The sequence below is a fragment of the Priestia sp. LL-8 genome (genome assembly GCF_036227845.1).
Lineage (GTDB): Bacteria > Bacillota > Bacilli > Bacillales > Bacillaceae_H > Priestia > Priestia zanthoxyli.
Genome location: NZ_JAZAQH010000001.1, coordinates 3655089 through 3673490 on the forward strand (window position 1 = coordinate 3655089; position 18402 = coordinate 3673490).

At 40.7% G+C, this 18402-nt stretch carries 19 protein-coding genes; 6 read left to right on the forward strand and 13 right to left on the reverse strand.

Annotated features, from left to right (window positions below; translation table 11 throughout):
* Positions 1-16: 16 nt before the first annotated feature.
* Positions 17-979, reverse strand: a complete 963-nt coding sequence (locus tag U9R83_RS19180; protein WP_328575388.1) for an aldo/keto reductase — start codon at positions 977-979, stop codon at positions 17-19.
* Positions 980-1205: 226 nt separating this feature from the next.
* Positions 1206-1886, reverse strand: a complete 681-nt coding sequence (locus U9R83_RS19185; protein WP_328575389.1) for a CPBP family intramembrane glutamic endopeptidase — start codon at positions 1884-1886, stop codon at positions 1206-1208.
* An 83-nt stretch (positions 1887-1969) separates the two neighbouring features.
* Here U9R83_RS19185 and U9R83_RS19190 point away from each other — a divergent pair, with 83 nt between their 5' ends.
* The 3 genes from U9R83_RS19190 (at position 1970) to U9R83_RS19200 (ending at position 4435) form a co-directional block, all read left to right on the forward strand.
* Positions 1970-2713 (forward strand): MerR family transcriptional regulator, encoded by a 744-nt coding sequence (locus U9R83_RS19190; protein WP_328575390.1) that lies wholly within the window; start codon positions 1970-1972, stop codon positions 2711-2713.
* The gene (locus U9R83_RS19195; RefSeq protein WP_328575391.1) at positions 2710-3954 is read left to right on the forward strand and encodes an MFS transporter; all 1245 of its coding nucleotides are present in this window, start codon (positions 2710-2712) and stop codon (positions 3952-3954) included. Before U9R83_RS19190 ends, U9R83_RS19195 begins: the two co-directional genes overlap by 4 nt.
* A 199-nt stretch (positions 3955-4153) precedes the next feature.
* Complete coding sequence (locus U9R83_RS19200) at positions 4154-4435, forward strand: hypothetical protein (protein WP_014458710.1); 282 nt, start codon at positions 4154-4156, stop codon at positions 4433-4435.
* A 346-nt stretch (positions 4436-4781) separates the two neighbouring features.
* Here U9R83_RS19200 and U9R83_RS19205 read toward each other — a convergent pair whose 3' ends face one another.
* Positions 4782-6260, reverse strand: coding sequence for a glycoside hydrolase family 32 protein (locus U9R83_RS19205; RefSeq protein ID WP_328575392.1), 1479 nt, complete (start codon positions 6258-6260; stop codon positions 4782-4784).
* Between the two features lie 327 nt (positions 6261-6587).
* Here U9R83_RS19205 and U9R83_RS19210 point away from each other — a divergent pair, with 327 nt between their 5' ends.
* The gene (locus tag U9R83_RS19210; RefSeq protein ID WP_050689925.1) at positions 6588-7061 is read left to right on the forward strand and encodes a YtxH domain-containing protein; all 474 of its coding nucleotides are present in this window, start codon (positions 6588-6590) and stop codon (positions 7059-7061) included.
* Positions 7062-7104: 43 nt separating this feature from the next.
* Here U9R83_RS19210 and U9R83_RS19215 read toward each other — a convergent pair whose 3' ends face one another.
* The 3 genes from U9R83_RS19215 to U9R83_RS19225 form a co-directional block, all read right to left on the reverse strand.
* On the reverse strand, positions 7105-7443 hold the full coding sequence (locus U9R83_RS19215; RefSeq protein ID WP_208732978.1) for a hypothetical protein: 339 nt from the start codon (positions 7441-7443) through the stop codon (positions 7105-7107).
* Between the two features lie 247 nt (positions 7444-7690).
* Positions 7691-7951, reverse strand: a complete 261-nt coding sequence (locus tag U9R83_RS19220; protein WP_014458706.1) for a hypothetical protein — start codon at positions 7949-7951, stop codon at positions 7691-7693.
* Positions 7952-8087: 136 nt separating this feature from the next.
* The gene (locus U9R83_RS19225) at positions 8088-8696 is read right to left on the reverse strand and encodes a hypothetical protein (RefSeq protein WP_014458705.1); all 609 of its coding nucleotides are present in this window, start codon (positions 8694-8696) and stop codon (positions 8088-8090) included.
* Positions 8697-8869: 173 nt separating this feature from the next.
* On the opposite strand from U9R83_RS19225, the gene U9R83_RS19230 reads away from it, so the two are divergent.
* Positions 8870-9235, forward strand: a complete 366-nt coding sequence (locus tag U9R83_RS19230) for a DUF3221 domain-containing protein (RefSeq protein WP_209367593.1) — start codon at positions 8870-8872, stop codon at positions 9233-9235.
* Positions 9236-9246: 11 nt separating this feature from the next.
* On the opposite strand, the gene U9R83_RS19235 is transcribed toward U9R83_RS19230, so the two are convergent.
* The 6 genes from U9R83_RS19235 to U9R83_RS19260 form a co-directional block, all read right to left on the reverse strand.
* Positions 9247-10179 (reverse strand): patatin-like phospholipase family protein, encoded by a 933-nt coding sequence (locus U9R83_RS19235; RefSeq protein WP_014458703.1) that lies wholly within the window; start codon positions 10177-10179, stop codon positions 9247-9249.
* A 127-nt stretch (positions 10180-10306) separates the two neighbouring features.
* Positions 10307-12217, reverse strand: a complete 1911-nt coding sequence (locus U9R83_RS19240; RefSeq protein WP_328575393.1) for an ABC transporter permease — start codon at positions 12215-12217, stop codon at positions 10307-10309.
* Positions 12204-12971 (reverse strand): ABC transporter ATP-binding protein, encoded by a 768-nt coding sequence (locus U9R83_RS19245; RefSeq protein ID WP_115654716.1) that lies wholly within the window; start codon positions 12969-12971, stop codon positions 12204-12206. Before U9R83_RS19245 ends, U9R83_RS19240 begins: the two co-directional genes overlap by 14 nt.
* Complete coding sequence (locus U9R83_RS19250) at positions 12968-13324, reverse strand: DUF1093 domain-containing protein (RefSeq protein WP_208732975.1); 357 nt, start codon at positions 13322-13324, stop codon at positions 12968-12970. The genes U9R83_RS19245 and U9R83_RS19250 overlap by 4 nt, the downstream gene beginning before the upstream one ends.
* A gap of 87 nt (positions 13325-13411) precedes the next feature.
* Entirely contained in the window at positions 13412-14446 is a 1035-nt protein-coding gene (locus U9R83_RS19255) for a sensor histidine kinase (protein WP_209367599.1), read from the reverse strand.
* A 1-nt stretch (position 14447) separates the two neighbouring features.
* A complete protein-coding gene (locus tag U9R83_RS19260) occupies positions 14448-15119 on the reverse strand; it encodes a response regulator transcription factor (protein ID WP_014458698.1) in 672 nt (223 codons plus the stop codon).
* 325 nt (positions 15120-15444) lie between these two features.
* Here U9R83_RS19260 and U9R83_RS19265 point away from each other — a divergent pair, with 325 nt between their 5' ends.
* The gene (locus U9R83_RS19265; RefSeq protein WP_014458697.1) at positions 15445-16263 is read left to right on the forward strand and encodes a squalene/phytoene synthase family protein; all 819 of its coding nucleotides are present in this window, start codon (positions 15445-15447) and stop codon (positions 16261-16263) included.
* A 35-nt stretch (positions 16264-16298) separates the two neighbouring features.
* On the opposite strand, the gene U9R83_RS19270 is transcribed toward U9R83_RS19265, so the two are convergent.
* On the reverse strand, positions 16299-18248 hold the full coding sequence (locus U9R83_RS19270) for an FUSC family protein (protein ID WP_328575394.1): 1950 nt from the start codon (positions 18246-18248) through the stop codon (positions 16299-16301).
* Positions 18249-18402 lie beyond the last annotated feature (154 nt).

The window sequence follows — 18402 nt, forward strand, 5'->3', positions numbered from 1 at the left end:
ACCTGCGGACTTTTTATTAATACAGTGAATTTACGGTATTCAACAGCTCTTCTGACCAGGTCCAATCGCTGATTTCAACCGCATCTGTTACGTGATGCAATTTACTAGCTCCGATAATGCTTGATGTTACAGCGGGCTGATTTAGCACCCACGCAAGAGCAAACTGAGACAAGCTTACTTCATTTTGTTCTGCTAACTTGCGATACTGCTCCACCAGCTGAAAGTTTCGGTCGGTAAAGTAGTTTCGCAACAGCTTTTCACCATGCGCAGCGCGGCTTTCTGGCGGCACGTCATTTGGTGTTTTATATTTTCCTGAAAGCATGCCGCGCGCTAACGGACTGTATACCATGACGCCTACACCTTCAGATTGACTAAACGGCAGGAGCTCTTGTTCAATTTCACGAGAGAGAAGATTGTACTGAGGCTGAACAGAAATAAATTTTTCAAGGTTCATGTTGTCACTAATATGATGAGACTTTGCAATTTGCCATGCGGCATAATTGGAACAGCCAATATAACGGACCTTTCCTTGCCGAACTAAATCATCTAGCGTGCGAAGCGTTTCTTCCATAGGTGTATTCGGATCAAAAAGATGAACTTGATAAAGATCAATGTAGTCCGTCTGCAGTCGTCGCAGCTGATTATCCACTTCTCTCATAATATGACTGCGCGAAAGACCTTCATCGTTTTTGCCTTTTCCTACGGCAATTCCGACTTTTGTCGCAAGCACCACATCATCTCTTTTTCCTTTTAACGCACGTCCAATTATGTCTTCAGATTCCCCTGTGCCATATCTAAACTCTTCATCCTGCCCTTTTCCGTAATAGTTGGCTGTATCAATGAAGTTAATTCCGTTGTCAATGGCGCTATGTAAAATAGCTGCCGACGCTTTTTCGTCAATCCATCGTCCAAACGCCATAGTACCTAGACATAAATTTGATACTTCCAGACCTGTTTCTCCAAGCTTTCGATATTGCATCGATACCCTCTCCTTTTTATTGCTGTTTATAATCACTATTATCATACACCTTAACGTCCACTTTAAGACAAGCCTCAAGTGTGCGTGCATATACAAAAAACGGCTAGGAACAGGCAGTGCTTCTAGCCGTTTTTTGGTTCATTTTCTGCTTATTTTTTGTAATTCGCTTCTTCAGTAGACATAATATGGTAAGATAAATCATAGCTTACTCGTTATCGAAACTACATTAAGCTGCCGCTGTTAAAATAACGGCGATTCCATTAAAACAAGCATGAATGATCATACTCGGAAGCAGCGACTTTGTTTTTTCGTACACCCATGCAAACACGAGACCTGATAAAAAGTTAACGGGCAAGGTATTGTACGTTGGAATATGCACTAGCATAAAGATAAACGAACTTCCCACTAATCCAAACACAATTCCTCCTTTACGTTTCAGCCATGTATAAAAAAATCCTCGGTAGATAATCTCTTCATAAAAAGGGGAGATTACAGCAGCTGAAACAAAAGCAAGTATAAATGAAAACAGCGAAAGGTCATGCTGTAAACTGGCTGTTTTTTTATTTTCATACGTCATACCAAACCATTCCATCAGCACAACAATTGCCACACTTCCTAAGATCAGCACAAAAAGCCAAAAAAGAATGGGCGGCCAGTGCCGTTTTGAAAACGATTGAAAACCAATTTTTCTATCACCAGCCTGAACCATCAGCCCATACAGAGCTGATAAAAACACAGCTGTCATAACAAACCCAGTAGCTGTTCCAGCATAAAGATCATTTTTAAACAGGGAATGTAAAGCATCCTGCAATATGCCTTCAATTAAGATAGGCACACCAACAAACGTGACGACCAGCATAATTACAAATGATTTTATTGTCCATAATCCTTGATTTTTTTGTTTCAATTTACTTCACCTCCCTTTTACATATATTCAGTGTAAAAGGTGACGTAACGTTACCTGCAAGCATTTTTTTGGAGGGATTATACATGATTTATTTTTCTACGGGGCAAGCCGCTAAAAAATTAGGGCTTACGGTGCGTACGCTTCGTTACTACGATCAAATCGGCTTGCTTCATCCATCGTCAAAAGCCGAAAATGGAAAGCGGTCCTACTCAGAAACAGACCTAGTCACACTAGAGAAAATTACTCTTTTAAAAAACTTAGCCGTTCCTTTGCGAGATATTGAACTTATTCTTCATCAAGTGAGTATTGATGAACTTCTAGCGATTCATCAGCAAAAACTTCAGCAAAAAGCTTCAGAGATTCAGCGAGCTTTAGAACACACCTACACTCTTCGCAACAGTATAAAAATAGAAGGTGAATTAAACTGGAAGCAGCTCCTTCCTTTAGTTCACAATCAGCCTACTACACAAAGCAGCTGGACTGATCTGCTTTCGCTTTCAATAGAAGAAAGTGAGATTCTGCAGCGTGATATGCCTAAACTGGAGAATGAGAGTGCTGATAAATGGATTAGCATCATTAAACGAATTCAGCTGTGCTTAAAGCATCAGCGTTCACCTCAGTCTGAAGATGGCCAGCTAATTGCGGCGGATATACTGCTTTTATCAAGTGAGCTATTTGGCCCTCATACCGATTTAGAGAAAGCCTTTTGGGATGTTCGCAAATCTCCTGAGGCATCCAGTTCACTTAATCTCTATCCTATTGACAGCGAAGTCCTTCAATTTATTGAAGAGGCGATTATTTTTTACGAACAACACATAAAGGAATGAAGGTATTGAAAAAAGAAAAGCTGTTTGCTAATTCTTCTTATAAAAAATTATTTATTTCAAGCACTGCGGCAAGCTTCGGAGATTTATTTGATATGTTTGCGGTGATGACGCTTTTTACATACGTGTGGCACGCAAATTCCCTATGGGTTACGCTTATTCCTGTTGCGTACGCTTTGCCTAGCATCCTGCTAAGTCAAGCAGCAGGAAATTTAGCAGACCGCTACGATAAAGTACAGCTGATGTTTCTGTCTGAACTAGTCCGTCTTCTGTTCACATGTCTGTTATTTTTCACAAATGAACCGCTTTTGGCACTAGGGGTGCTGACGCTGCGCTCGATGAGTTCTGTTATGAAAGTGCCCGCACAGCTCGCTTACGTTCGAGAAGTGGTCAAAGAAGACCAGCTGCTGCAGGCCTCTACTTTACAAAACATTATGTTTCAAATTGCCAAAGTTGTGGGACCGTTTCTCGGAGCCGCCGCGCTGACGTTTACAACGCCTAAAGTATGTATTTTAGTTAACGCCGCAGCTTGTATGATTTCTATCGGCGTGATGTTTTCACTTAAAAAAGCAGGTGAAAATATTCAAGGGCAAGCTGCTCGTTCTTCCCATCAAGCGAAAGAATCGTACTCAAACGGCTGGAAACTCGTTTTTCAGCACCCGATTCTTTTACGTGTCGTTGTTTTGTTTCACGTTTCATACTTTGTCGTCATGCTTGTTGACGCTCAAATTAGCATCTTTCTTCGAGATGTGCTCCCTCATAACCCGGAAATGCTCGGCTGGCTGCTTTCTGGAATCGGGATAGGAGCGCTAGCAACAGGAGTGTATCTTAATCGAAAAAAACACATTCATCATCCATTTAGGCTTTTATCACTTGGACTGCTTCTATTTGGAGGGGCTTTATTTTTCATTAGCTGCTTTAACCCAGCCGTTATGTCACGCTATTTTATTTTGATTGCTGCACCTATTGGAGGGGCCGGAGTTGGGCTTAATTTACTGCTGTTTAACTATATCGTTCAAGCATATAGCGACAAGGAACACCTCGGAAAAGTGTACGGATTCATTAACACCTTAACGAGTGCCGTTTTACTTACTGCTCCTCTTCTTGGAGGCATGGTCGTAAAGCTTGCAGGTGCTCAGACGACTTTTTTAACGGCGGCAATCATCATCGTAAGCGTTGGATTTGTGAGTATGGTGATGCAACTGCGTGATAAACAGGAAAGAAACGCTCAGATTGACGCATAAAAAATATCTTTCCTTATTCCCCTGCAGCCGGCTGGATTCTAGGGACACTGCTTTTGCTAGGAAACTCATTTTATACGAGAAGATACTTACATAGAAGGTTAATTAAGAAGTAAATATCCGCCCCGAGCCGTATATACAAACCTTCATTCGGTTATGGTAAAATAGATAAGCAAAAACTGGATGTAAGGAGATTTTGAGTTTGAAAACAGGATTAATATCTGGCATTATATCTTTAATTATTGTGATTATCATTTCTATTACAGCAGGCAACTGGCAGTATATTTACTATATTTCAGGCCCTCTTGGCATATTACTTACGGCAATTGCACTCGTAACCTTACTGGACGCATTTCGATTTGAAACGAGAGGACCTTACTTTACCCCGGTCCGGCAGCGAGAGGATACAGAATGGATGAAACGTTTTATTATTGCAGCTATTCCTCATTTAGTTGCTTCATGTATTTGTATTTTATTTTTATAGAGCTCAAAAAAAGGTTAAAACATAACGAAATGACCCTAACCTAAAGACGAACAAATGAGATACATGAGCTGAACCGCTTGTTACACCGCAGTTGATTTCCGTACAAGGCTTCGCTTTCCGCGGGCGGCTGCTGAGCCTCCTCGTCGCTTGGCTCCTGCGGGGTCTCACCTCTTCCGCTTGTCCCGCAGGAGTCTTCGCCTTGCCCTCCAATCAACTGCTAGAAGGAACGAAACAGATAAAACTATATTCACCATCATAAAAAAAACGAACCACTAATCAAACATGTTAATTAGTAGTTCGTTTTTCACTTGGGCTAAAACACTTTTGTCCCAGCTTCTTTTCTCAATTACGAAATGCCACGCGACATACCGTAATAATCAATGCGGTAGTCCACAGATCCTTCTGCAAATACATTTACAGCTGATTTGGAATCTTTTTTCGGGAAAACGCGGGAAGTGAAGACAATTTTGCCGCCGTTTATATAAATTTCGACGATGCTTTTGTCTACAAATACGCGAACATCGACTTCATTTGACGCTGTCCATTTTTCAGAGCGAACCACACCGTATTCCGTTGCATATTGATGGTGGAATGAAGAGCGGTCGAGTCGCACTTCTTTCTTTTCTGTATCAAACACGAGGCGAAGCTCTTCTTCTTTACTATTAAACAGCTCTAAACCAAACTGTTTGGCTCCTATCTCGCGGAACGTCATATTGATTTCATATGCATTGTTTGTTGCTTCATCAATGATCACTTCTTCATTTTTTAGCGTTCCTCTAAAATGAACCGCTTGATCTCGAAGCTTATTTAACTCCTCTACAGGCTTTTGAACGAGTTCATTTCCTTCAAGCGAAAGCTCACGAGGAAGCGTTAAGGCATGAGCCCATCCGTATTCGTCTGACGGATAGTCCACGTCCGGATTTCCAATCCATGCAAACAGCAAGCGACGTCCACTTTCATCTTGGAACGTTTGCGGTGCATAAAAGTCAAACCCTTTATCAATTTCACGGTAATACTCCATTTCAAACGTTAAACTTTCCACATCAAATGTTCCCACCGCGTAAATCACATTATAAATATTATGAAAATCGTGGCCCTCCGCTTTGATTCCTTGCGGTGAAAAGACAAACACATCTTTTCCGTCCAGTTTAAAGTAATCCGGGCACTCCCACATATAGCCAAAGTCAGGAAGCGATGTTTTAACTTCGCCTTTAAATGACCACTGAAGCGCATCGCTTGATTCATACACAATTAATGCGCCCGTTTCGTTTTCACGCTGAGCGCCTAGCAGCATATAATATGTATCATTTTCTTTCCATACTTTCGGATCGCGCACATGTCCTGTATACCCATCAGGAACGCCTCGTACCGCTGGATTATGCGTGTATTTCTCTACACTTCCATCCCTGTTTAGCATCGCGATACACTGATTAGCAGAACGTGAGCCGTCTTCGTATTTTACATTCCCCGTATAAAACAGCAGCCCTTGACCATCTTTTTCGATCGCGCCGCCTGAGTATGCGCCGTGCGATTCATATTCTTCCGTTGGCGTTAACGCAACCGGAAGACGTTCCCACGTTACTAAATCCGTAGATTTCACATGAGCCCAGTGCTTCATTCCATGCATCGCACCGTACGGATACCACTGATAAAACACGTGATATTCACCGTTTAATTGAATCAATCCGTTTGGATCATTCATCAGCCCGTACTGTGGATGAATATGATAAATCGGCTGCCAGCTGTCTTTGATTGCTTTGTCTTTTAATGCTTCTAACTCTCCAGATTTTGCTTCTAAAATCGTTCTGTACTTCGATTCAGCCATTTCTTCAATCCCTCCAGCATTTAAAAAAAGAGAACGTATTCCCCTTGCCCTCTATGATATAAAATTTCAAGTGAAAATGCTACCAAAGAACGAATGTTGTCGTTTTCTTGTGTCGGATTTTATAGATAAGTTTTTTTCTGTTTTTATAGCAGAAAAGAAGGTTTTTCTGTCAGGTGGTTGAATACTATATACAATCAAATTTCACCAGCCTGTACGAGCGTCCGACGGCACTTGCAGATTTTTTTAGCGAATCATTTGCGTTTTGCAGGAAGTATTCAACAAAATGGTAAACCCTTCATATTACATATTATAAAAGGAGGAAATGTCATGACAAAAGAAAACGTAAAAGAAACAGTGGGTAAAGAAACAAAAGGTGGAAGCAAAGAGTTATTAGTCGGCACGTTAGTAGGTAGCGTAGTGGGTGTAACAACAGCTTTACTAGTAGCGCCAAAGTCAGGAAAAGAGCTGCGTGCTTCTATTCAAGACGGAGCGAATCAAGCACTTGCTAAAACAGGTCAAGTGAAAGAAACGGTATATGCAAAAGGCCAAGATCTCAAACAGCGCACGGCTCGTCTTTCACAAAAAGTCTCCGAACAGTCTTCGCAAGTTGTCAACAAAGTGAAATCTCTGCGCACTGCTAAAGAGGAGCCGCTTGCAGAAACGGCTGCAGCAGAAGAGCTTGAAACGACAGAAATCGTTCAAGATCCTGTTCTTGAAGCTGAAGCGGTGCAAGAAGAATTAAATACAATTACGCAAGAAGTAAGTGACTTAGAACAATCTGTCGATGAAACAAGACGTTAATAACAAGCTGTAGAGATATCTCTACAGCTTTTATGTATATTCGCTACCCTTCCTTCCACCCTTCAAAAAAATAGCCTCCGTACGGACACGACTCTGATTCCGGCAGTTCTTCATAACGCTGTCCGCTGTAATACTTCGCCAGCACAATCTTAGGCTTAAAAGCCGCTACCCCTTCACTGTCTTCTTTCTCCGCTCCGCTTTCTCTCATCAAACAAAAAATATCCATTCCCGCAAACTCTCCGTACCCTTGGTAGCACGACTCATAATAAACTTTACCAGGTGTCACCAAATAACACTCCCGCTGCCACGACGGCTGCTTACTGTAGACACTCGCAATACTTATTCCACTCACTGCACACTTCCAGCTGCAAATTCCAACCATATAACGCCTCCAACGACTTGATAGTCTATTCATTTACAACTTTTGATAAAATCAAACGTCCTGAGACACGTACAGAACTTTATCCTCGACCAAAAACCTATACTACCAGATTCCCTGCCCTCTTGAATTCTCCCCAAAAGGTTCACCTATGCGGAAGTTGGCAGCCCGCAAGGGAAGGCAACTTCCGCATAGAGCTACGTCGATAGAAATAAAAAAGGTCTGATAAATCGACCATTTCTGGTGATTATCAGACCTCAAGTTTTTCTGCATTTGAGCGGCTTATTTGCTGTTCAAGCGATTTAGCCAGCAGGACAATTTCATGATCTACATATTTTGTTTTGATTTCTTCAATTTCATTTAATGTTTTAGAAAAGCTTTCTGCGTTATTTCCCTGTCTGTGCTGCACATCTTTAAAGAAATCAAGCAGTGCCTCGTTAGACTGCGTCGGACGGCTAAAGTCAATCGTGTACATTTTGTACCCCAGTGTTAAATTTGTTGTAGTTGTCATAATTATTTCCCCCATTCTTCCTATAGTGATATATCTTCTACTCTTTACCCTTTAATTCCTTCTTTTTAACCTAAATTAATTAATTTTTTCAAAAAAACTTCCCATTATAAGAAAAAACACCCTTATAACAAGGATGTTAGAGTATTCTTCCCTTCGGTACAATTCCAGATGCAAAGTCATCTTTGAACTTAAAGCTAGCAGAATTGTTTTCCTCTAGAAAATGTATTTCCCATTTAAAGACGGGATATTCAGGCTTGTACATTTCAACTTTCTGATCGGGGTTTTCTTCTAGTCTTGCAATTACTCGTTTGAATCCTTCATATGCAATCCACCAGTCGCTCCCGGTTTCATCGGTAATAAAACAAATGGAACCGTCAATTAAATGAAGGTTTTGCTTGATATCATCAGCATTGGTAAAATACGCATTTCCAAACGTTTGAAGACAACGATCGCAATACCCTTCTTTGCCTCCGTCTTTATAAATCCAGTGCGCGATTGGCTCACTGCAGTCTTTACACGTATTCGTCACTTCTTGAAGAAATGTCTTGCCGCTCCACTGTTCTTTTTCATTTTCAAACACGGTCCATACTAAATAGTTCTCATTTTGTTCTGAAATAAAAAGGCGAAACGGCTCGTCTCGATGCCAAAAATGAATATTTTGTTCGTCTGATTCTTCAAAATCTATGACAAAATTATCTCGTTCTAATATATGTCGAATCACATTGGTTAAAAAGGTAACATCCATACAAGGACCTCCCGTACTAAGCATAGCTTCTAGTAATATAGCGTTTATGAGTTAAAACATATCACGCGCGCTGAAATAACGTCAATGATTACCTCTTACTTTCTCCGAAAACTGGAAAAGAAATGGTCAAACGCGCTATAATGGTAGTCATGTTGAAACGGAAAGGAGATTTTATGAAGTTTACCGTTCAATCAACTGCACTTTTTCTTCTCTTTTTTATTTGTTTAAGCGGCTGTTCGGATAACGCCGAGCAGTCAAAAAAGCCGGCCGGCTATTTGGTTCAAGGGCGCATTTTAGAAGTGAAACAGAATGAAATTCTTATTGCAAACGTCATTCCGCGAGATACCGCGCTTGACTATACAACAAAAGAAATACTTGGTTCTAGCGATGTACAGCCTATCTATGTAAAAATTCCGGATAATCAAACATACAAAAAAGGACAGCTCGTTAAAGCATGGCTCAAAAAAGACAAAAGCGTTCAATATTCCGTTCCGGCAAAAGGCGAGGCTGTGGAAGTCAACATTTTAAAACAGCCGTAGAAAAGCTCCTGTTACGGGAGCTTTCTTCGCGTGAGCGGACGTTCGGTTCGATTCATTTTATGCTGTTCAAAATCCCACTTTTCTAAAAAGCGCTTTGCTGATATATAACCAGATTCATATAAAAACTCGATTTCTTCTTCCTTTAAGGCAAAATCCGTTGCCGTAATTACACCCGTTGGAATTTGCACCGTTCGTTCTTTTGTCTCCGCGTTCAAATACCGCAAGTCGTGAGCTTGCAGCATCGTTGTAAACATACTTTTAAATAAATGGACCGGCGTCGGAATAATAGCAGCTGTATCAATTTCTTCTTTTACAAATCGAAAACCAAACGTCGGGAAACGCGGATGCTCCGTATCAAACAGCCAAATCGGAAAATTGCTTAAAAGCGCTCCATCGACAATGTATGACCTCTTGAAACCTTTGGATTTCCAAATGACAGGACGAAAGAAAAAAGGAATGGACGCGCTCATCATCACAGCTTGTGAAATCTTCATATCGCTCGGCTGCATTCCGTAGCGAGGCAAGTCGTCAGGCAGCACAAGCATCTGTCCGTTGGAAATGTCTGAGGCAATAATTTTCAGCTTATCTGCCGGCAAATCCGCAAACGTTTCGATTCCTTTTTCACGCAGCAGACCGTACACCCACTTTTCCAAATAATCATTTTTATAAAAACCTAAATGAACCATCAGTTCTATTAAGTTCCCAATCAGGGGAATTCGGTTAATGATCGTTTTTCCGCGAAACTTAGCATAGTCCATGTTTTGAAGCTCCCTGCGAATTTCGCCACTTTTATAGCCGCTTGCCAAAAGAGCCGCAATCAGTGCTCCGGCCGACGTACCTGCTAGACGCTGCCATTCTACATTGCTTTCTTCCATTGCTTCAATCGCACCCGTGAATGCAATTCCTCGAACGCCTCCCCCTTCAAACACAGCATCTGCTTTCACATTTTTCCCCTCCTATACAACTCTCTAGTTTTTATATACCCTTTTTTATATTCAGATTTTCGCTACTCCATACCTTTTATTTTCCAAACAAAAAAAGACTGTTTCATTTATCGAAACAGTCTTTTTTTTACAGTCGCTTTATTACCATTCGGTAGTAATTCATTGTCAGCCAGTAGAAAATGAAATAAATAACCCCGTATACTGCATCCGCTATTAAAACAGGGACTATTAGACTTTCACCAGTTAGATTCATAATAACCTTCAGCGCAAATAGACTATGCAATATGCCAATTACTAAAGGCAAACCAAACGTAAACAGCTGCTGTTTTCGAACGGCGCTCATCATTTGAGACACTGAAAACCCAAGCTTACGCAGTACTTCAAATCTTTTGCGCTCTTGTTCGGCTTCTGAGATTTGTTTAAAGTAAATAATACTGCCCGTTGCCATCAAAAAGACGAGCCCTAAAAATCCTCCAATAAAAATAAACAATCCTTTACTCATTAAGCCTGTCTGAAACACATCATAGTATGAAGTACGGCTTTCCCCAGCTTTTTTTGCGATCTGATGATAGTTCTTAGTAAGTTCACTTTGTTTGTTTCCATCACCTGTATTAAATACGTACACCGCTTGCTTTTGTCCAGACTTTGAAAGTTTGATAAACGTGTCGTGATTGACTACAAACTGATAGCCGGCACTCTCAGAATCAAGAATAAGCGAAGGTTCTGATTTAATGACTTTTAAAGCAAGCTGTTCTGATTCCTTCAGCGGCACAGCTGCGGTTTTACCTGTACTAGGTTTAAACACTTTCCCTTTTGCCATCGAATCAAAAATAACGGTTTCATTTGCGCTTAACTCAGGAACCGAAACGCCATTTTTCCGCACTTCTTCTTCATCTAAAAAGCTGATTCGCTCACCATCTCCGTAATAACCGGATGTAATAAATCGAAAGTCTGATAAATCAGCGGAGTGCTTGACGATATGATACACATACTGATTTGATTGGATATCTAGCTCATCCAGTACATCTATAAAGTCTTGCGCTGCGTTTTTGCTGTGCAGCGTATAGTCATAAGGCTGCATGCTTCTGGCGTCGGCTTTTGTGTTATAGTACGAGGAATACGTCACACCAACTGCTACAAGTGTAGTAGCCGACAAGATCGTAATTAATGTTAACACTCGTGCATTTGCTTTAATTCGATACCTCATCGTAGAAACGCTTAGCATATTGGCAAACGAATAATATCCGCTTGCATGCTCTCGGTAAAGTCCCATCAGCCACTCAATTGTGGCTTTAAAAAGTAAAAATGTACCGAAAATAACCGAGAACAGCACAACTGCTACAATTAGAAAAAACTTAGGCGTCACAATGTTCCCTGACGAAAGGTAGTACCCGTAGCCAACGAGTAAGATACCCAGTCCTCCTACTGCAATTGATTTCTTTGAACTCATTTTATTTACGCGTTCACTTTTGCTTTCTGCTTGAAACAGATCTAATAGCGTATAGCGGTACATAATAAAATAGCCTTGAAACGATATAAAAATGGTAACAATTAAAAACACTACGGCTGTTTTTAAAACCGCTTGAAGAGAAAATGTGAGCGTAATAGAAAGCGACAGTCCCATAAGCTTTAGTAAAAACAGCACAAACAGCCTTGAAAACACCGTACCTAATAGAATACCGACCACTAAAGAAAAAATCCCAAGCAGCATATTCTCATAGAAAATCATTTTCCCAATCGTACGCTTTTCGATACCGACTAAATGATACAGCCCAAGCTCTCTCTTACGCTGTCTGATAAAAAATGAGTTTGTGTACCAAATAAAGACAACAATAAAGGTAAGCAGAACATAATTTGAAGCATTAAAAATACCCTGAAGCCTCATCTCTTCTCCAATAACTTTTGAAATGGATTGATCATACTGAAGCGTAGCAAACACATAGTACACAATAATACTAAAGATCATTGAAAAGAAATAAAGGCTGTACCGGCTAATATTTTTACGCATATTCTTTTTAACAAGATCAAATACGGTCATAGCCTTCACCGCCTAATGCGCCTTGGATGTTCATAATTCGTTTAAAAAATGCTTGTCTCGTTTGTTCTCCTTTAAACAGCTCCGTGTAAATTTGTCCATCTTTAATAAACAGTACGCGGCTGCAGTAGCTTGAAGCCAGCGGATCATGCGTCACCATAATAATCGTGGCACGGTCTTCTTGGTTTAATTGCGACATCTTTTCAAGCAGGCTTGAAGCAGCTTTTGAATCAAGAGCTCCGGTAGGTTCATCGGCAAAAATAACGGCTGGGTTCGTAATCATTGCTCTCGCTGCTGCAACGCGCTGTTTTTGTCCGCCAGAAATCTCATACGGGTACTTATCTGCCAGCTCATAGATGCCTAGTCGCGTTGCGGTAGCTTTCAGCTTCGCTTCCATCTCTTGCTTGGACATTTTTGTAACCGTAAGCGGCAGAAGAATATTTTCTTTTACCGTTAACGTATCCAGTAAATTATAATCTTGAAAAATAAATCCTAAATGATTGCGCCTGAAAGCAGACAGCTTCTTATCTTTCATGAGCGCTACGTTTTCTCCTTGAATCCATACCTCGCCATCGGTGGGACGGTCAATCGTTGAAAGAATGTTCATCAGCGTCGTTTTTCCAGCTCCAGACGGTCCCATAATACCGACAAACTCTCCTTCTTCGATTGTAAAATCAATTCCTTGTAGCGCTTCGTATACGTTTCCTCTTGATCCAAACGTTTTGGTTACATTTTTCCCTTCAAGAACAATACTCACTTTTCTTCCTCCTTTCGTTCTTTTATAGGCCACACGCTTTTGACCCGCTGCGGCAGCTCATCTTTTGTTAAAATGTCATATTTCCGAACTTCGTTACCTCGAACAAAAAGGTCAATAACCGTTCCTTCTTTTAACTGTTTAATCGTTGTAAAGGTTTGAAACGTTGTTTGTCCTTTTTCATTTATCACTGAAATGGTATATTGAACTCGTCCATAGTCATCCACTTTTTTTGCTTCTTTTGGTATCATCCCGTATTGATGCTCCGTTGCGGCGCTTTGATAAATCTTTACTCCTCCTATACATGCTCCTACCATAAGAATCAGAGCTAAGAGGCTAATCCACTTTCGTTTCATATGCATTCCCTCCTTGTGTATAGCTCTATCTTACTTTGTAACAAGGAAAGATTCGTTTGAAGCAGATGACAATCTCAGCTTGCAACCTTACATTTTTGAAAGGTTATCAAAAGAATTCGGTTTGTAGAAAGTTAAAATCACCGTAGTTCCTTCGTGTAAAAGTGAATGTACCTCTATTCGATGGCCAAGAGCATCTGTAATTTTTTTTGAAAAATACAGCCCTAGCCCCGTAGCTCCTTTCGATTTTCTTCCGACATTTCCTGTAAATCCTTTTTTAAATACGCGTGGAAGGTCTTGTGAGGGAATACCTTCCCCTTGGTCGACGATAAATAACTTCACATACTTTGGGGTTTCTTCACTAAAAAAAGAAAGCTTTCCTTCTAGAGGGCTATATTTAATTGCATTGGATAACACTTGCCTCACAACAAACTGCATCCACTTTGGATCAGTGTGCACTATCGTATCTAGATTCTTTTCATCAATCTGCAGTCTTTTCTCAATGCACCATTTCGAGAAATACGCAACGTTCGGAAAAACAAGTTCACTTAGCGACACTGTCTGTACCTGGTAATCTTTTTCTAAGTGACGCAGGCGTGCGGCATATAAATTCTGATCTACTAACCCATCAATTTTCATCCATTCATCTTCAATATCCTTCAGCCAAGGCCATTTATAAAGCTCTGTACGACGAGCGTTAATAAGCAGCTTCATAGCAGTAAGCGGCGTTTTGATTTCATGAACCCACGTCGTTATATATTCCTGCTGTTCTCGCTGCTGTACGTGAAGAGCGTGAGTTTGTCTGCGATAGACACGATCTATACGCTGCAGCAGACTCAGCATGTCTTCATCTGCTTTCGTTCGAACATATGAATGCATTTCTTGTAAATCGTACGCGTCATTCTGCAGCATTAAACTTAATCTTTTTATAAATCTTCTTTCTTTTACTCCTCTCCATAAAAGAAACAGAATTAGCATACACAGCGTTAAAAGATTTAAGTACCAAAACGAAGTAGACGATACCTCAATATCATACTCGAGAAGCAGCAGAGCATCGATTACACTCAGCCATAGAAGAACGAATAGAATCCAGCTTAGCCTTTCTCTTAAAAAATTTTTCCACATTTTAATTCACCAGATATCCTTGACCTTTTTTGGTCACAATTTGATCATTCAGCCCGATTTCTTCCAGCTTGGTACGAATGCGTGTGATGTTGACTGAAAGCGTATTGTCGCTTACAAATTTCTCATCTTCCCATAATCTTCGCATAAGCTCTTCTCGCGATACTATCTTGCCTCGCTCTTCCAAAAGAAGCCGTAAAATAAAAAATTCATTTTTCGTTAAATGAACTTCTTGATCGTTATAATGTAAACTTCCTTTTTTTAAGTCTAGCACCGCTCCGTTCCACTCGATAACGTCTGAAATTGTGTCTCCATACGAATACGTTCTGCGCAGAAGTGCCTGCACTTTAGCAATAAGAACATCCAAGTTAAACGGCTTTTGGATATAGTCATCCGCCCCAACATTCATTGCCATAACAATGTCCATTGGATGTTCACGAGACGAAAGAAATACGATAGGAGTTTTTGAAACTGTACGTATTTGCTGACACCAGTAAAACCCGTCATATACAGGTAAATTCACGTCTAAAATGACCAATTCTGGGCTTTCTGCAATAAATACTTCCATTACCTTTTGAAAATCTTCTACTCCAGCCACTTCAAATGACCACTGTTCGAATTTTTGTTTCACCAATTCATATATTTTGCTATCGTCTTCTACAATTAAAATTTTCATACCTTCACCTCTGTGTTCTCCTATGTATTATGTATACCCGACTGTTGAGGGTTTTCTTAAAAGTTCATCTCATCCATTAGCATGACGGCAATTTTCTTAAAAATAATCTTTTTATGTCTGTAAAACGAAGAATGAACGAGTATTATCGTAGTGTAAACTTGTGCATGATACAAGTATCTCTGTTTAAATACTACAAAATAATGACAATATCGTTAATAAGTAATCTTTAAACTCCATTAAATGCTCATTTTTTGTTACTATAGTATATAAGATGAAAACTTAAACTAATTTGACATGTGGATATGTAAAAAGGAGCTAGTTATCAATGAGTGTACCCAACAAATTACGCGACAACGCAATGGTGATGTTAAAAGAGACAAGCCGAACATTTTTTATTCCAATTAGCCACTTGCCGGCAGAATTGCAAGATGCAGTAGGATCTGCTTACTTATGTATGAGGGCAATTGATGAAATTGAAGATCACCCTGAGCTAGAAGCGGGTGTAAAAAGCCGCTTGCTTTACGCCATTAGTGACCTGTTAAAAAAGTCTTTTAACGAAGACGAGTACATGGCATTAGTAGGTCCTTATCAAGCTGATTTACCTGACGTAACGCTTCAGCTCGGCAATTGGATTGCGCTTTGTCCGACTGGAGTTGCAGATCAAGTATTAGATGCAACTTCTATTATGGCCAAAGGGATGGCCGATTGGGTAGAAAAAGACTGGCATATTCAAAATGAAGCGGATTTAGACGACTATACGTTCTACGTAGCTGGTCTAGTAGGCGTGATGCTTAACGACATTTGGAAATGGTATGACGGCACGGAGACAGACAAAGAATTAGCCATTGCATTTGGACGCGGCTTGCAGTCTGTAAATATTCTGCGCAATACCTCGGAAGATTCAGAGCGTGGAGTCAGCTTCTTCCCTAACAACTGGAGCAGAGAAGATATGTTTGCCTATGCTCGCCGCAATCTGTCACTAGGAAAGAAATATTTAGAAGACGTCAAATCGCTTCCGATTCTTCATTTCTGCAAAATTCCGTTAGCGCTTGCCGATGGAACGTTAAACGCCTTAATGAAAGGAAAAGAAAAAATGACGCGTGACGATGTAAATAAAACAGTAAGTGAAGTTGTGGATATGTAAAAACAAAAGCACGGAGCCCATTGGTTCCGTGCTTTTTATATTTCTACCTGCAGACTTTCATATAGAGCAGTTATTTCCCCTTGAATAATGGGGTAGCGTTTCAAGGTCGGAACACTTGAAAGCTTTGGCGCTCGCTTTTGCTCTGCTGCTGCGGCTAGCTGAGCAAATGTTTCCTGAAGCTCTCGCTTTTCTGTTTCTGACAGCTCATATCCTTCATACGACGCAAGAAGCATATAACCTAACTGCTGCGTAGCGACAACTGCCGGCCACAGTCCTTCAAGTTTGACGGCCGTTTTAGAATATTCTCCAATCACATTATCATAAAGCGCCCGAAGATTAACAAGTTCTCCTTGAAGCTTATTTCTTTCTTGTTTAATTCTTTCTTCATCTTGTTCGGTGCTTAGCATTTCTAAAAATTGTCCTTCTTTTCGAATGACATCTCCAAGCAAATACGGCAGACGAAGCGAAGAAGCTCGTTTAAAAACTAATACCGTACCGACCACTCCAATAACAGAACCAATAACAATATCAATCACTCGAGCGGACGTAAAGTAGCTAATCGCTTTGTCCGGATGACCGCTTTCAGCAATTAAAAGAGCATTCGGTGTGATAAAAAGCGTACCGAGCGCGTAGTTTTTAACAATCACAATTTCAATCGTTGACTGAAGCACAAAGACAATGAGCGCAATGACGATTCCCGTTGGTTCAAGCATGAGAATCCCGGTTCCAATTAAAATACCTAAAATGGTTCCGACAGAGCGTTGAATACCTCGCTGAACCGTTGCACGAACGGTTGCCCCAAGCATCACTCCTGCACACGTGAGAGGAATCCAGTAAGACCTTGGAATGTCTGTCGTGTAGGCAACAGCTGCGGCGATAATCATAATAATTCCGTAGCGCAAAGCGTTTTTAAGTACATACGAACGTTTGTGAAAAGCAGCTTTTAACCGTGCTTTTACGCTGCCTTGTGAAAATTGAATATACTCCGTTTCTTTCAATTCCTTCATTTGAAGAACGTCGTTTACATCTAGTAATAATGTTCGCAGCTCTTCTTTGATGGACAGCTCTTCAATTTCTTCTCGCACGTCTCGAATTTTTTTATGTTTTTTTAACGTGGCCATTTCGGATGCGAACGTTTCAATTACCGCTTGTGCTTTTTTCGAAACAGCCGGATTAAAATCATTCGCAGCGGCCATCACAAAAATAAACAGCCCTTCAGCTTTTTGGTTTAATAAAAACAGCCGGTGAGAAAACGATGATTTTTTTCGATTAATTTTCGCTTGCTTCATCGCTGTTTCCGCTGCCCGAAGCTCTACAACCGTTTTGTGCTGCTCAGCGTGAAACGATTCCGTGCCAAGTGATCCAACAAATGAAGCTATCTGCCTATAAGCTTTCGCCACAGCGGCAGTTTCAGGCCCGCGTGGATTAATAAGCCAGCCGCTCATGCTAATACACCAAGATAGTGCTCCTCCTAAAAAAACGAGGCCTGCATGCAAAAAAACTGCCTGTAAATTCGGAGCTGGAATGCTTGTACTCACGGCAAATGAAAGAACAAAAAACATGGCTGAAGGTCCCGGAATTTTTAAAGCTCCGAAGATATAAACCGATACGGCTCCAATCACACCAAATAAAATAGTTTTCATCCACTCCACGTCAGCAAATAACGAGCCGAGTGTAAAGCACAGCGTAATGCCAAGCAAAGCTAAAAATAACTTAACGGCACGCTGCGCGTAAGGCTCATCTTTTGTATACAAATATGTAAACCCGCCAATGCTTGCAATGAGGCCGTACTGCAAATGACCAAACAAAATGCCTATTAAAATCGGCAAACTTGAAGACAAGCCTGAGCTGATTCCTCTTACCCACGGAGAAGAAGCGTGGTTAAAGCGAAAAGCAGCTTTGATTCCCGGCGCTTTTGGAGAAGCCTCAATTTTATGATGAATTTCCGTATGATTATATGTTGGTGACTTTTTGTCATCATTCACCTTGACCTCCTCCTTTCTCTCCATATATCTTTCCTGTTCTTAAAACGAGATAAACCTAAAAAACCGCTGTTCCTATCCGTATTGTGTTTAGGAACAGCGCTTTTTATCCTTTTAAGCAGCGTACAGAAAAAACAAAAAGCAGATGAAACGAATG

Excerpts from the sequence above, each read along its gene's own strand:
- U9R83_RS19255 (WP_209367599.1), bottom strand. The coding sequence starts at position 14,446 with ATGTGGAAAAATTTTTTAAGAGAAAGGCTAAGCTGGATTCTATTCGTT.
- U9R83_RS19260 (WP_014458698.1), bottom strand. The coding sequence starts at position 15,119 with ATGAAAATTTTAATTGTAGAAGACGATAGCAAAATATATGAATTGGTG.
- U9R83_RS19210 (WP_050689925.1), top strand. The coding sequence starts at position 6,588 with ATGACAAAAGAAAACGTAAAAGAAACAGTGGGTAAAGAAACAAAAGGT.
- U9R83_RS19230 (WP_209367593.1), top strand. The coding sequence starts at position 8,870 with ATGAAGTTTACCGTTCAATCAACTGCACTTTTTCTTCTCTTTTTTATT.
- U9R83_RS19195 (WP_328575391.1), top strand. The coding sequence starts at position 2,710 with ATGAAGGTATTGAAAAAAGAAAAGCTGTTTGCTAATTCTTCTTATAAA.
- U9R83_RS19225 (WP_014458705.1), bottom strand. The coding sequence starts at position 8,696 with ATGGATGTTACCTTTTTAACCAATGTGATTCGACATATATTAGAACGA.
- U9R83_RS19250 (WP_208732975.1), bottom strand. The coding sequence starts at position 13,324 with ATGAAACGAAAGTGGATTAGCCTCTTAGCTCTGATTCTTATGGTAGGA.
- U9R83_RS19180 (WP_328575388.1), bottom strand. The coding sequence starts at position 979 with ATGCAATATCGAAAGCTTGGAGAAACAGGTCTGGAAGTATCAAATTTA.
- U9R83_RS19190 (WP_328575390.1), top strand. The coding sequence starts at position 1,970 with ATGATTTATTTTTCTACGGGGCAAGCCGCTAAAAAATTAGGGCTTACG.
- U9R83_RS19240 (WP_328575393.1), bottom strand. The coding sequence starts at position 12,217 with ATGACCGTATTTGATCTTGTTAAAAAGAATATGCGTAAAAATATTAGC.
- U9R83_RS19220 (WP_014458706.1), bottom strand. The coding sequence starts at position 7,951 with ATGACAACTACAACAAATTTAACACTGGGGTACAAAATGTACACGATT.
- U9R83_RS19215 (WP_208732978.1), bottom strand. The coding sequence starts at position 7,443 with ATGGTTGGAATTTGCAGCTGGAAGTGTGCAGTGAGTGGAATAAGTATT.
- U9R83_RS19265 (WP_014458697.1), top strand. The coding sequence starts at position 15,445 with ATGAGTGTACCCAACAAATTACGCGACAACGCAATGGTGATGTTAAAA.
- U9R83_RS19205 (WP_328575392.1), bottom strand. The coding sequence starts at position 6,260 with ATGGCTGAATCGAAGTACAGAACGATTTTAGAAGCAAAATCTGGAGAG.